Here is a 12,671-nt window from a genome sequence, read left to right on the forward strand (position 1 = left end):
GAAATGCAGCCACCATTCATCTGTCATACATGTAAAAAAAGAATAACGAGAAAGAAAGATCTTATTACCTCTACACGGTATTTCCGCTTTTATTTATTTCACAACACTTGTTTCAAAAATCAGCAATTATTTGTCTCACGTTTTATTCCTATAAATACACTCTTTGGTTTCTTTCTTATTACATATGGACTTATTGTAGGTAGCATTCTAATGTTCATGGAGCCATCTATCGTTTGGCTTATTTTTTTGCTTCCTATCTTATATCGATTTCTTTCATATTATTACGTTGAACATTTTTTCTGTAAATAACTAGTAGACTGACCTCTAGGAATGCTTAAACACTCCCATTCATTTTCTTTTAACATTTTACCAATGTAAATAATCTGTCCAATATGTAAAGCATAATGAGAAATCTGCCTTTGGATCGCTTGCATTACAGTGTGTTCTTCTCCGCGAATGTACACTTTCTGCGAAACCTGCTCTGGCGTTAAATTATCCAAAGCTTCAAAAACAAATTCCCACCCTTCTTGCCACGCAGCAAGAGCTTCTTGTTTTGAATTGTAGTCGACTTCAAATTCATCATCTCGATTACGATCTGTTTTTTCACCATCAGACGTTAAAAAATCCGTCCATCTTGAACGCATATTACCATGTAAATGCTTAATAATAATCGCAATACTATTCGTCTCCTCATGAGAAGACCACATTATATGTTCATAAGATAATTGAGAAAGTACTCGTTCTCCTTGGTTTTGTGTTGCTTTGAAATTCGAAATTGCACATTGTAAATATTCTTGTCCGATATCCAAATTAACACCCACTTTCACACTAACTAATTTTCGTTCCATTCGGTAGTTCCATATTAGGCTGAAGTAAAACAACATCGCCAGCTTTAGGAACACCACCCAATACGAGCACTTCCGATTTAAATCCTGCCACACGCTTTGGTGGGAAATTCACAACAGCAACCACTTGTTGACCGATTAAATCTTCTGGGCTGTACCTTTTCGTAATTTGAGCACTGGACTGCTTAACCCCTAGCTCTCCAAAATCAATTTCTAACTTTATTGCAGGAACCCTTGCTTCTTTAAATTCCTCCGCCTTCCTTACCGTCCCAATACGCAAATCCAAATTTAAAAAATCTTCAAAACTAGCCATTTTATCAAACCTCCCACTTACCTACTTAGACAAAATATAAAAATCCCCTTCAAAAAAAGAAAGGTGCCTAGGCACCTTTCTTTTGTAACTCACTTGATTCATTTGATTTATAGAAGAAGAAACCTAGAATCCCGCCAATACATGATGGGATTAACCATCCTATTCCTTCTTTATATAATGGTAACATTTGTAACACGTTAGAAATCGCGTCAATTTTAATATTCGCACTTTCTAAACCGTTAAAGAAACTAATTAACAATGCGCCTAAAATAGCTCCTATATAAATGGTATTACGCTTTCCAATCCATTTATGGAAGTAAGAAAGTACGATTAATACGATTGCAACTGGATAAATGATCATTAACACTGGTAAAGTAACTGCGATTAATTGTGTTAAACCTAGGTTAGATACAATTAAACTAAATACACATACCATTGTTACAATCGTTTTATGCGAAAGTTTCGGGAATAAGTTTGTAAAGAAGCCAGCACAAGCTGATGTTAATCCAACTGAAGTTGTTAAACAAGCAAGTATAATAACAAGTCCTAATAAAATTTTACCACTTGTTCCATATAACTCATTTACAACATTCGTTAAAATAAGCCCACCATTCTCTGATACCCCAAGTGATGTACTTGTTGAACCAAGATAAGCAAGTGATAAGTAGATTAACGTTAAACCAAGTACTGCAATAATACCTGATACTACTGTTATTTTTGCAACTTGACTACTTTCTTTTATTCCTTTAGAGCGGATAACTTGTACAACGACAATTCCAAATACAAGCGCACTAATTGCATCCATCGTTAAATATCCTTGAATAAATCCACCAAAGAAAGCATTCTCTTTGTATGCCGCTAGCGGCGCAGCTGGTTCTCCAATCGGATCAATAATTGCCTTTCCGACTATTACAGCAACAATCAATACTAACAATGGTGTAAGAAATTTCCCGAACCAATCCACTAATTTAGATGGATTTAATGATAAATACCAAGTTATTCCGAAGAAAATTATAGTGAAAAGAAATAGCATGTACCACTCTGAAACCAATGCCTCTGATAGAAACGGCTTCATACCCATTTCAAATGAAACGGCTCCCGTACGCGGAATGGCGAAGAATGGTCCAATCGCTAAATAACTAATTAATGGGAAAATAAACGCAAATATAGGGTGAACTCTAGAAGATAGCGCTTTCAAGTCCCCCTCTACAAACGCGACAGCTGTTACAGCTAATAGGGGTAATCCGACTCCTGTTACAAGGAATCCAATTGTAGCAACCCAAACATTCTCTCCAGCTTGTTGCCCTAAAACTGGTGGGAAAATTAAATTTCCTGCTCCTAAAAATAGTGCAAATAACATTAAACCAATTGCTAATGTATCACCTGGCCTTAAACGTCCCTTCATGCTTTTCATTTGCATAGCACTTTTTCATTGTTTATCTCTATTTTCACAATATGCTATGCATCCTCCTCTCTGCTCAAGCTGATAAAATATGCCCCTTACAAAGCAATGTCTTTCTCCATAATTTCTCCATTCCCCTTATTCTTACTCTAATTATTAATTTTTGATTTTTTTGAATATTCAACTCATTAGAGTGGTATTGCTTGGAATATGGTTGTCAGACCTCTTTGTTTTTATCACACATATAGTAACATATTTGGTTGAAAAATAAAAACATATTTTTAAATAGAATTTTTTGAAAATCAAAATTATCCACATATACTTCCTTTATTTATTCTATTACACAAATATTTTTAAAAATTTAAGATTCATTTACTTTATTATATCTAGATATCTTTATGTGAAAGAAAGTAAAAGCCATCAAAAATAAGATGGCTTTACTTGTTAGTCTATCGTTTCAACTTCACGTGGATTTTTCATCTCTTCAACATACACAACTCTAAATCCATGATCTTCTAAATCTTTTAGCAATGTTTCTAATTCGCTATCTTCAAACTCTTCTCCCAATGTAAACATAATTCTACGTACTAATAAAGCATCATTATCAAAAGTCATTAAACTTTGAATACCAGTGTATTTCTTTAGCACTGTCGATAATTTTTGAATAGCCCCATTATAATCTTGTGTTCCAATCATGACAGAATATTTACTAGAATGGACTCCCCATGCATCTTCTAATAGTTCAAAAACTTTTTTATGAGTTAAAATACCAAGGAAGACCCCTTTTTCATCAACTACTGATAAATAAGGTAGCTTTTTAATTGTAAAAAATACTTTAAAGAAGGAAGAGTCTTCTCTCACGTACCCATCTTTATCGTTCAATAATTGTAATACATTATCTTCAAGCGAACCTTTATATTCTAAAATATCTACTTTGTATACATTTCCTAAAAATTCCTCTTTTTTTTCATCTAAAACTGGTACACAACGATACCCTGTTTTATTTAAGTGCTCTAGCGCTTCCCCTACTGTAATTGAGCCGGAGCAAAATAAAACTTCCCTTTTCGGCACATAATTCCCTTTAATCCTCATAAATAGCCTCCTTATGCTAAAATACTTTCTGTGCCATAACTATATTATATTTTCAGAAAAAAATAAATGATTTATTTTATTTTTCTGAAAATTATTCATTTTTCCGTCATAATTTATTCATTAATCATACACTTGTATCAAGTGAAACTTTAATAAGTGGGGATTTTTCCACCCACTTATTATTAGCCCTCACCAATCGGGCCTTTACGGGATAATCTTGAGCGTAGTACATTCTCTCTAACCTACTTCGAGAAAAATATGTTGTAACTTCATCCGAAAAAGGCTAAAATAAGAATAAGAATTTTCTGAATATTCAAAGAGTAGGTGATTGTATGTCCTTATTGCGCTCACATATATGTAAATTTATAATCGGTGTTTTGATTATTTTTGTCATAAGTCCTATTCCAGCATTATTCATTACACATAATTACTCTTATTTAACTGGATCTGTAAGCATTTTTCATAATTTTGCACATCCTTCTTCCATTTCAATTCCAACAATTGATTGGATGCATGAACCTATCCTTTTCTCAGCAAATCAGCTTATACATGCACAAAATATAATACATACCTCTAATCATTCGTCACCACTGTTCCCCTACATATGGGAAATTTATTTTTTATCGATCGTTCGTTTCACATTCACTCTTGTAATCGGTTTCTTTATAAGTCTAGGAATTGGTCATCTATTTTTAAAAGCACCCAATTCATTAAAAAAGTGCAGTTCTTTATTTCGTTGGATACCATATTCTTTTAGCACTGTGATATTACAATGTTCAGTCCTATTATCACTTCTCTATATCGCGAAATTCATAAAGTTTCCTTTCTTCTCCTCTATTATCATCGTATGTAGCGCTTCCATGATTATCGTTATGCAAGCAATTAAAAAATGGCTACCGTTCTTAAATAATACTAATGAATACGAAATAAAAAATTCATCTTTCCTTGTTGATACGTTATTTATTGCACTTACTTCCAATCATAAATCTATTTTAAGTTCCATTATTCTTTCATTCGTTTTTATGGAATGTATTTTTCACACAAACGGACTATTACAATTTGTCGTTCAATTTGGCGGAAAAGCACCTATAGTTGTTACAATTGGTTTATTACTACTTTATATTCCATATAGCATCTTATCGTTTCTCCAAGCTTTATGGACAACAAACTACTCTAAACAAAATACGTATACTTTAACTAGAAGTATTTCGAAACCATAACATAGAATAACCGTCTACTTAAATTAAATGTAGACGGTTATTCCTATTATATAGAGGACAAAATAACAGCAAATTAAAAAACTACTATTAAAACCTACCATTATTTACCCATTTTCTTTGACTAATCTTTTCATTTGGATTTATTATAAAAGTATAACATAATTGCAGGAGGTGACATCTTTATTCCAAACTTTGGAATAGGGAACACACTTGGACATATTAAATATTTTTCTCATCTTTATACTTATCCTTATTTCTGGTTTTTTCGTTGCATCAGAATTCGCTGTTGTAAAAGTACGAAAAAGTCGAATCGATCAACTTGCCAATGAAGGTAATAAGCAAGCATTAGCTGCAAGAAGCGTCCTATCTAACTTAGATGTTTATTTATCCGCTTGTCAGCTCGGGATTACTATCACTTCTTTAGGTCTTGGTTGGCTTGGTGAACCAACTGTAGAGCATTTATTACGACCACTATTTGAAAGAATCAATATTACTGGAACAATGGCTAACACGCTATCCTTTATTATTGCTTTTAGTGTGATTACTTTTTTCCATGTTGTATTAGGAGAGTTAGTTCCTAAATCTTTTGCAATCCAAAAAGCAGAGGCAATCACTTTAAAGTTTGCAAAACCACTTATTTTATTTGATAAAATTATGTATCCGTTCATTTGGCTTCTCAATAGTGCAGCTATATTTTTCACAAAATTACTCGGTTTAGAGCCTGCGAAAGAAAATGAACTTGCTCATTCTGAAGAAGAACTGCGACTTATTTTAGGGGAAAGTTATAAAAGCGGCGAAATTAATCAAACCGAATATAAGTATGTAAATAATATTTTTGAATTTGATGATCGTGTTGCGAAAGAAATCATGGTTCCTCGTACTGAGATGATCTGCTTATCTACTGAAAATACGTTAGAGGAAAATATGGATATCGTCGCAACCGAAAAGTATACACGTTATCCTATTATTGAAAAAGACAAAGACGACATAATTGGGATGATAAATACGAAAGAAGTATTTCACGATCAAACAAAAAGAATTTATAAACCACTTGAATCGTACATACACCCAGTTTTAACTGTTTTTGAAACAGTTCCTATTCGTAAAACGTTAATACATCTCCAAAAAAACCGTGTTCAAATGGCGATTGTAATGGACGAATATGGTGGCACTGCTGGACTTTTAACGATGGAGGATATTCTTGAAGAAATTATTGGTGAAATTCAAGACGAATTTGATGCAGATGAATCACCAATGATTGAAAAACGCACACCTAAACTTACAGTATTAGATGGAAAAGTACTTATTTCTGAAGTAAATGATATGTTTGGTTTACATATTGATGATAACGATTTAGATACAATTGGGGGATGGCTTCTCTCACAAGCTATTGATTTGAATATTGAAGCTGGCTATTCAGTTGAACATGATGGTTTTCAATTTAAGGCATTAGAACTAGACGGACATCAAATTAAAAAGATTGCTGTACATAAATTAGATTCTATTAAGGAGGTATAAAGTGACTGTATTATTAACCATTAGTATCATCGCTTGTTTCATTGTTTCATTTCTTGCCTTTATTTACCCCATTATTCCTGGCATTCTTGCAGTATGGGCTGGCTATTTCATTTATCATTTTGGTATAAATGGCGGAGAGTTAACAACATCTTTTTGGATCATTCAAGTCATTTTTACGCTTTTCATTTTCGGTGCTGATTTTATTGCAAATGGATATTTCTTAAAAAAATACGGAAGTTCTAAGTGGGGCGAACGTGTCGGCATGATTTCTATCATTGTCGGCTCGTTCTTCTTCCCACCATTTGGTCTTATTATAATACCGTTTTTATCGGTATTTATAACAGAATTAATGCATAAAAAGGCGCCAAAAGACGCCTTTTTAGTCGGAATTGCAACTGTAGTTGGTTTTTTAAGTAGTACAGTAGCAAAAGCAATTCTCCAAATCATTATGATTATTTTCTTTGTATGCTATATCATTTTTTAGCCATCCCTATTTTGGGATGGTTTTTTAATATGAAATACCTACTCTACTTTTCTCATATTTACTTTTATGACATAATCCCCATGTAAAATGAGCTGTATCACCAACAGTGATTTTGGATCCATCTGCCGGCAACATATCTTTTTCCGTTCGATATAAACCAGTTTCATCACCATTTATTAAATGCGTTGGACAAACAACAGTCCAGCAAAGTTTACTATTTTCCAGCGCTACATAGGCAGCTAAATGATCTTCCGCTGCTGTTGTTGTTTTTCTTTTCGATTCATTTGATTGGAAACGATATATACTTGGATTTGTTCGTGCTTGTAAAATGCCAGCAGTTCCTATTGTAACTATCTTCTTTATGCCCTCTTTTTCCATACATTTTATAATAATTGGTAAACTCTTTGCTAACGTTCCATTCCCATCTGTCCCAAGAGTACTAATTACAAAATCGCACCCTTTCACTGCTTCTTTTATCTCATTTTCATTTAATACATTTCCCTCTATAATATGTAACCTTTCATGCTCTATTTCCACTTTACTCAAATCACGAACTAATGCAGTCACTTCATATGAATCATGTAATGCTAACTTCAAAATGTGTGAACCTACTCTACCTGTCGCTCCTAATATACATACTTTCATATACTATCCCCCTCTTCCATTCTTTCTCTCTATTTTTCCGCAAAACTTACAAATATACAACAAAAAAGCTTCCCCATATATGTGAGGAAGCACTATTATCCATTTTCCCCGCTATTTGCGGTCAATAAGACTCCCACCTCAAAATTCGGCGAGTACGAGGGAGTTAGGTAGGACCGGGATCAACTGCCTGTAAAAGCCCGATTAGTGTGGGCTAATAATCAGTCGGGGATGGACACCCCCCCACTGATTAAAGCTTCACTTTATTTCTTTTCTTTTGAATCAGAAGACTTTTCTGTTCCACTTGTTTCTTTATCTTTCTTTTCATCTTGCTGCGAAGTTGTGTCATCCTCTTTCTTTTTATCCTCACCTTTACTACAACCTACCATTAATAAAGAACTTGCAAGTGCCATAGCAGTTAATGACTTAACCCATTTGTTCATTTGCGTTTCCTCCCTTTGATAGAATATGTACAATCCCATATTACTCTTTATTTTTAAAGGAAAGATTTAAAAATAGTAAAGATACAGTAAATTTTTGTAAATATCCCGATAACAAACCCACTCTTTAATCTTCACCCTCTAATTGAACATAAAAAAACTAAGGCGCCTTTCATTCCGCCTTAGCTTTTCACGCGAATTTTTCATTTTCATACACATGTTTAATCTTATATTCCTTCTTCATAACATATTGCCAAACATTATATGCGTAACGGTTCATTTTCACAAAACAATTTTCCAGAAAAGAACGAAACTCCGGGTTCGCAACTTCTACTGCCACTTGAGCAAACTTTAATGCTAATCGTTTCAAATGTGTAATATAACAAATAGCAATCCCAATATCCCCTGTATACTCATTATCTGTTTCCCTATCCATTTCAGTAAATTCCGGCCACATTTGTTTACAAGTTATATGTTGTATATTTTCTCCTTCTTGAAAATTCACTTGTTCATTATATGCTTGTAACATATATGGCAAATGATGCTGCAAAATATCCTTTAATTCTTCATCTCGAACCTTGCTCGTGTATTCTCCAACTTTATATATAAGTGTGTAACTATATGTCATCAATTCTTTCATACAATCCATTAAAGCGCCTCCCTTCCTATTTCATCTCTATACTATAAATATGATGCGATAACATTTGATATTCTTGCTAGAAACCAATCCCATTTACTAATTTTCTCAAAATCTTCTTCAGAAAATCGTTTTGATTTATGAAAATCATCTTTTAATCGACTCCAGACGTCAGCAACGACTGTCTTATCATATATGAAACAGTTAGATTCGTTATTTAAGTAAAAACTTCTATTATCAAAATTTGCTGTACCAATATCAACCATTTCTTCATCGATGATTGTTACTTTCCCATGAAAAAATCCATTTCGATATTGATAAATCTCCGCTCCAGCATCTAACATGTCTTTCAAATAAGGATAGGCAGCCTGTTTTAACAATACGGCATCACTTTTAAATGGGACGAGGATTTTTACATGGACACCACGATTTAATGCATCTTTCAGCCCCTTCACCATTTCTTTACTCGGTACAAAATATGGTGTAGCGATAATTAAAGAATGTTTTGCCTTCTTTAAAAACGCTCCATACTCCTTCCATAAACCTTTTCCATTCGAAAATACGTATTGATATTTTACATTTCCTTTTACAGGTAACTCTTGATGTATAGGAAACTTTTCTCCCGTATCTTCTTGCCAATCTTCCGCAAACTTCCGTTCCATATCAGTAGCTCCATTCCCTTCGATACGTACATGATAATCACGCCACGGACCAAATTTAGGATCCTGTCCAAGATATTCCTTTCCGATATTGAAGCCACCAATGTACGAAACTTTCCCATCTATAGTAACAATGCGTCTATGATTACGTTGATGCAAAGAATAAAATAAGTTTTTTAATTTAGGTTTTTTACTAAATGTGAACTTTACGCCTTTTTCTTTTAATTGATTAATTATCTTTTTCTTAAGTTTATATCCACCAATACGGTCTACTGACAAATTCACATCTACTCCACTAGATGCTTTTTTCTCTAATAACTGTAAGAACTTTTGGCTGACTTCATCTTTTCCTACAATATAAAAATGAATATACACATTCTTTTCTGCACGATTTATATCCTCAAATAAACTTTTATATAACTCATCACCATTCGTATATAATTGAAAATCCCCTAATCGAATTTTTTCTAATTCATATCCACTAGCCATTTTCTTCCCCATTTCCACATCGACGTTCATCCATATGAATACACCTATAAAACAAAATATTACAATCAAAAAGTGCTTCATGGATATGTTCCTTTCTCTAAACACTGTTATTCCTATATCTTTCCTTTTTTTAACATTACCATTCAAAAAATATGTCATTGCATGATATACGTCCATATCAAACCGGAGCTCATCTGCATATTGTATGTTGTATCTTAAAATAAAAGGAGGAAATAACAATGGGCTTCGCACATGGTAATGGATTTGCGCTACTAGTCGTATTATTTATCCTCTTAATTATCGTCGGTGCTGCTTGCTTCTGCTAAGCAGTTATTGTAATACGATATGCGGATGAAAAAACTATAAAAGCGGACACCTATTTTTAGGTGTCCGCTTTTCATTGCAAAAATCCCCTAGCCTATTCCAATAATAGTACCACTGGAAAAGTATATTTCATCAAAAAGTTAACAGTGTAGCTACCTTCTTACTCTCTGCCTTACGAATATGGCGTTGTTCTGCACGTAACACAGCAATTCGATGCAATTCTTTCTCCTCTTCTGTCTCAGGGATAACACGCGGTACAGGAACTGGATTATTCTCCTTACTAAGCGCAACAAAAGTAACGAATGAAGTTGCCGCTACACGTTTTTCACCTGAAATTAAATCTTCCGCTACTACTTTCACAAAAATCTCCATAGAAGTTCTTCCCGTCCAAATTACGAAAGATTCATAACTAACACAATCTGAAGAACGAACTGGATGTAAGAAATCTACCCAATCCATAGACGCTGTGACACATTCCATTCTCGAGTGTCTCGTTGCTGAAATTGAAGCAACCATATCCATCTCCGCCAATATCTTTCCACCAAATAGCGTGTTATGATCATTTAAATCTGTTGGAAATACTCGGCTCGTTTTAAACACTCTTGATTCATTAGCTGTTTTACCCTTTACTTCAGTCATTGTTATCACCCCTTTAATTATTTATCCCAAATATCCCAATATACTCTACATCTCATGAACTACACGTTTAATATTAACAATTTTTAGAACTTTTAGTCCATAAAAAAGAACCGATTTTATCAATCGGCTCCTCTAAATACATATTGTTCTTTCGGCTGTTCAACTTTATTCCATTTCGTTACTTCTAGAACAGGGATATTCGCATGAAACGGCTGATAAAATTCAGTTGAAATTTCTCCTTCCACCTGAATCCAATCATCATTTTTCCACTCTACACCTTCTGGTTTTTTTACTAACATACCATATACACCCGAATCCGCTACGCAATGTATAATACCGAAACGGAATAAGAAGTATTGTTCTTTCTTGGAAGAGTCATCGCGAAAAACAAACCCTTTATAAGACAGGGTTTTACCAGTAAACTCACCAGGATAATTATAAATTGTCTCCATACCCTTGAGGAAATCCTCATCTTTTAATGCAATATTGTCTTTTGTAACAAACTCTTTCTTCCCTTTTTCCATTACACCACGATATCCTTCTTTCCCGTAATAAATACTCGTATCCGGTCTTAAAAATTGTCTTGTCATAAATGGATCTTTGCTTTCCGCTTGTGCAACAGGAAAGTGAAACCCCTTCGCCTTAACAATGTCCGAATCTAATGTTGCAATCGGAAAAAATAATCCTGAAATAATCGGAAAACAGAACAGAGTATAAGAAAACGTTCGTTTCCACCATGTATTTTCATCTTTCGAATGATCATGACCACAATGGCTATGATCACAACTACAATCATGTTTCTCTTTTTCCTTTTGGTGCTCTTTCTGGAAAACGATAATAATTTGTACAATCGTTAAGAAACCTAAAATAATAGCTGCAGTTTTTGATAAATAGGCGTACTTCATATTTATATATTTCGTAATATTACCGGAAATATGAAGCTGTCCAATTAATATTGTAAAACCTAATAATATATATGCTCGAAACATAACCTACCACCCCATCGCATAAATGAGTAGTGAGCTTGCATATACAACAAGTGTAACTGTAACCGTCACGACAATTACAAATTTTGTTTTAAATGTTGCAAGCATCATAAACATATTTTTAATATCCACCATCGGTCCATATACGAGGAACGCGACAAGTGACGCTGTTGAAAATGTACTTTGAAACGAAGAAGCAATAAATGCATCTGCCTCTGAACAAAGTGATAAAATAAAAGCAAGTCCCATCATTACAGCTGATGAAGAAAACGGACCTTGTCCAATAGCAAGCAATGTTGAAGTTTGTACAAACGTTTGAACTGCAGCAGCAATTAACGCTCCTAACACTAAATATTTTCCCATTGAGAAAAATTCCTCAACAGCATGAGTACATACATCCCACATTTTTGTACGTAATGGACGCTTATGATTCACTTCTGGGAAGTGATCATCTCTTAATTGATGCTCTTTAAACATAAATGATAATATAATTCCAACAATAATTGCTACGATAATCGCTACAATAGAACGATACCATACCATGTGCATACTACTTCCAAAAGCAACATATGTAGCAAATAGTACAACTGGATTAATAATCGGTCCAGTTAACATAAATGCAATCCCTGCGTATGGAGGAACACCTTTTCCGATTAGTCGTCTTACAATCGGAACAATTCCACATTCACACCCTGGAAACATCATGCCTAAAAAAGTAGCTAATAAAACAGAAAGAAATCGGTTCTTTGGCATCCATTTTGCCACCATATCTTCTGTCACAAACATTTGAATGAATCCTGAAATAAATACACCAATTAGCACAAACGGAAGTGCTTCGATTAATATTGAGATAAAGATTGTATTCATTTGCAGGAATGCTTTCGGTAATTGAAACAATTCCATGATGTATTTCCTCCAACTTTTCATTAACAATATGTAATTTTAACCCCATTTTATTATTTGAACAAGGGTTATACAGAA

General features: G+C 33.8%; 16 protein-coding genes. 5 read left to right on the forward strand and 11 right to left on the reverse strand.

Annotated elements, in window-relative coordinates; translation table 11 throughout:
* The first annotated feature begins 3 nt into the window (after positions 1–3).
* A complete protein-coding gene (locus BAU27_RS32685; protein ID WP_071769926.1) occupies positions 4–309 on the forward strand; it encodes a permease in 306 nt (101 codons plus the stop codon).
* Here the strand turns inward: BAU27_RS32685 and BAU27_RS01340 are convergent.
* The 4 genes from BAU27_RS01340 to cbpA form a co-directional block, all read right to left on the reverse strand.
* Complete coding sequence (locus tag BAU27_RS01340; RefSeq protein WP_071769927.1) at positions 282–848, reverse strand: DUF1572 domain-containing protein; 567 nt, start codon at positions 846–848, stop codon at positions 282–284. The genes BAU27_RS32685 and BAU27_RS01340 overlap by 28 nt on opposite strands.
* Positions 829–1,158, reverse strand: a complete 330-nt coding sequence (gene csaA / locus BAU27_RS01345) for a chaperone CsaA (RefSeq protein ID WP_071745506.1) — start codon at positions 1,156–1,158, stop codon at positions 829–831. The genes BAU27_RS01340 and csaA overlap by 20 nt, the downstream gene beginning before the upstream one ends.
* Positions 1,159–1,225: 67 nt before the next feature.
* Positions 1,226–2,563 (reverse strand): branched-chain amino acid transport system II carrier protein BrnQ4, encoded by a 1,338-nt coding sequence (brnQ4, locus tag BAU27_RS01350; protein WP_412676979.1) that lies wholly within the window; start codon positions 2,561–2,563, stop codon positions 1,226–1,228.
* Between the two features lie 441 nt (positions 2,564–3,004).
* Positions 3,005–3,652, reverse strand: coding sequence for a cyclic di-AMP binding protein CbpA (gene cbpA / locus BAU27_RS01355; protein ID WP_071769928.1), 648 nt, complete (start codon positions 3,650–3,652; stop codon positions 3,005–3,007).
* Positions 3,653–3,984: 332 nt separating this feature from the next.
* On the opposite strand from cbpA, the gene BAU27_RS01360 reads away from it, so the two are divergent.
* From BAU27_RS01360 to BAU27_RS01370, 3 genes are all read left to right on the forward strand, one after another.
* Positions 3,985–4,872 (forward strand): hypothetical protein, encoded by an 888-nt coding sequence (locus tag BAU27_RS01360; protein WP_071769929.1) that lies wholly within the window; start codon positions 3,985–3,987, stop codon positions 4,870–4,872.
* A 210-nt stretch (positions 4,873–5,082) separates the two neighbouring features.
* Positions 5,083–6,390: a hemolysin family protein gene (locus BAU27_RS01365; RefSeq protein ID WP_071745510.1), complete on the forward strand. Its 1,308-nt coding sequence runs from the start codon at positions 5,083–5,085 to the stop codon at positions 6,388–6,390.
* A gap of 1 nt (position 6,391) precedes the next feature.
* Positions 6,392–6,874: a DUF456 domain-containing protein gene (locus tag BAU27_RS01370; RefSeq protein ID WP_071745511.1), complete on the forward strand. Its 483-nt coding sequence runs from the start codon at positions 6,392–6,394 to the stop codon at positions 6,872–6,874.
* A 24-nt stretch (positions 6,875–6,898) separates the two neighbouring features.
* Here the strand turns inward: BAU27_RS01370 and BAU27_RS01375 are convergent, their stop codons facing one another.
* The 4 genes from BAU27_RS01375 to cls all read right to left on the reverse strand — a co-directional run bounded on the left by BAU27_RS01375 (position 6,899) and on the right by cls (position 9,822).
* On the reverse strand, positions 6,899–7,519 hold the full coding sequence (locus tag BAU27_RS01375; RefSeq protein WP_071745512.1) for an NAD(P)-dependent oxidoreductase: 621 nt from the start codon (positions 7,517–7,519) through the stop codon (positions 6,899–6,901).
* A 260-nt stretch (positions 7,520–7,779) separates the two neighbouring features.
* Entirely contained in the window at positions 7,780–7,959 is a 180-nt protein-coding gene (locus BAU27_RS01380; RefSeq protein ID WP_001045959.1) for a hypothetical protein, read from the reverse strand.
* A gap of 187 nt (positions 7,960–8,146) precedes the next feature.
* On the reverse strand, positions 8,147–8,605 hold the full coding sequence (locus BAU27_RS01385) for a spore coat protein (RefSeq protein WP_071769930.1): 459 nt from the start codon (positions 8,603–8,605) through the stop codon (positions 8,147–8,149).
* Between the two features lie 32 nt (positions 8,606–8,637).
* The gene (cls, locus tag BAU27_RS01390) at positions 8,638–9,822 is read right to left on the reverse strand and encodes a cardiolipin synthase (RefSeq protein ID WP_071769931.1); all 1,185 of its coding nucleotides are present in this window, start codon (positions 9,820–9,822) and stop codon (positions 8,638–8,640) included.
* Positions 9,823–9,980: 158 nt separating this feature from the next.
* Between cls and BAU27_RS01395 the strand changes: the two genes are divergently transcribed.
* Positions 9,981–10,067, forward strand: coding sequence for a YjcZ family sporulation protein (locus tag BAU27_RS01395; RefSeq protein WP_000505094.1), 87 nt, complete (start codon positions 9,981–9,983; stop codon positions 10,065–10,067).
* A gap of 130 nt (positions 10,068–10,197) precedes the next feature.
* Here BAU27_RS01395 and BAU27_RS01400 read toward each other — a convergent pair whose 3' ends face one another.
* The 3 genes from BAU27_RS01400 to BAU27_RS01410 form a co-directional block, all read right to left on the reverse strand.
* Positions 10,198–10,704: an acyl-CoA thioesterase gene (locus tag BAU27_RS01400; RefSeq protein WP_000141174.1), complete on the reverse strand. Its 507-nt coding sequence runs from the start codon at positions 10,702–10,704 to the stop codon at positions 10,198–10,200.
* Positions 10,705–10,823: 119 nt separating this feature from the next.
* Positions 10,824–11,693 (reverse strand): TIGR03943 family putative permease subunit, encoded by an 870-nt coding sequence (locus BAU27_RS01405; protein WP_071745515.1) that lies wholly within the window; start codon positions 11,691–11,693, stop codon positions 10,824–10,826.
* Positions 11,694–11,696: 3 nt separating this feature from the next.
* Positions 11,697–12,593 carry a permease gene (locus BAU27_RS01410; protein WP_000418719.1) on the reverse strand — a complete coding sequence of 299 codons (897 nt, stop codon included), beginning with the start codon at positions 12,591–12,593 and terminating at the stop codon, positions 11,697–11,699.
* Between the last annotated feature and the right edge of the window lie 78 nt (positions 12,594–12,671).

Origin of the sequence: Bacillus sp. NH11B (assembly GCF_001884205.1) — a bacterium.
Classification (GTDB): Bacteria; Bacillota; Bacilli; order Bacillales; family Bacillaceae_G; genus Bacillus_A; species Bacillus_A proteolyticus.

Excerpts from the sequence above, each read along its gene's own strand:
- BAU27_RS32685 (WP_071769926.1), top strand. The coding sequence starts at position 4 with ATGCAGCCACCATTCATCTGTCATACATGTAAAAAAAGAATAACGAGA.
- BAU27_RS01385 (WP_071769930.1), bottom strand. The coding sequence starts at position 8,605 with ATGGATTGTATGAAAGAATTGATGACATATAGTTACACACTTATATAT.
- BAU27_RS01410 (WP_000418719.1), bottom strand. The coding sequence starts at position 12,593 with ATGGAATTGTTTCAATTACCGAAAGCATTCCTGCAAATGAATACAATC.
- BAU27_RS01380 (WP_001045959.1), bottom strand. The coding sequence starts at position 7,959 with ATGAACAAATGGGTTAAGTCATTAACTGCTATGGCACTTGCAAGTTCT.
- BAU27_RS01340 (WP_071769927.1), bottom strand. The coding sequence starts at position 848 with ATGGAACGAAAATTAGTTAGTGTGAAAGTGGGTGTTAATTTGGATATC.
- BAU27_RS01400 (WP_000141174.1), bottom strand. The coding sequence starts at position 10,704 with ATGACTGAAGTAAAGGGTAAAACAGCTAATGAATCAAGAGTGTTTAAA.
- BAU27_RS01360 (WP_071769929.1), top strand. The coding sequence starts at position 3,985 with ATGTCCTTATTGCGCTCACATATATGTAAATTTATAATCGGTGTTTTG.
- cbpA (WP_071769928.1), bottom strand. The coding sequence starts at position 3,652 with ATGAGGATTAAAGGGAATTATGTGCCGAAAAGGGAAGTTTTATTTTGC.
- csaA (WP_071745506.1), bottom strand. The coding sequence starts at position 1,158 with ATGGCTAGTTTTGAAGATTTTTTAAATTTGGATTTGCGTATTGGGACG.
- cls (WP_071769931.1), bottom strand. The coding sequence starts at position 9,822 with ATGAAGCACTTTTTGATTGTAATATTTTGTTTTATAGGTGTATTCATA.
- BAU27_RS01395 (WP_000505094.1), top strand. The coding sequence starts at position 9,981 with ATGGGCTTCGCACATGGTAATGGATTTGCGCTACTAGTCGTATTATTT.
- brnQ4 (WP_412676979.1), bottom strand. The coding sequence starts at position 2,563 with ATGAAGGGACGTTTAAGGCCAGGTGATACATTAGCAATTGGTTTAATG.
- BAU27_RS01375 (WP_071745512.1), bottom strand. The coding sequence starts at position 7,519 with ATGAAAGTATGTATATTAGGAGCGACAGGTAGAGTAGGTTCACACATT.
- BAU27_RS01405 (WP_071745515.1), bottom strand. The coding sequence starts at position 11,693 with ATGTTTCGAGCATATATATTATTAGGTTTTACAATATTAATTGGACAG.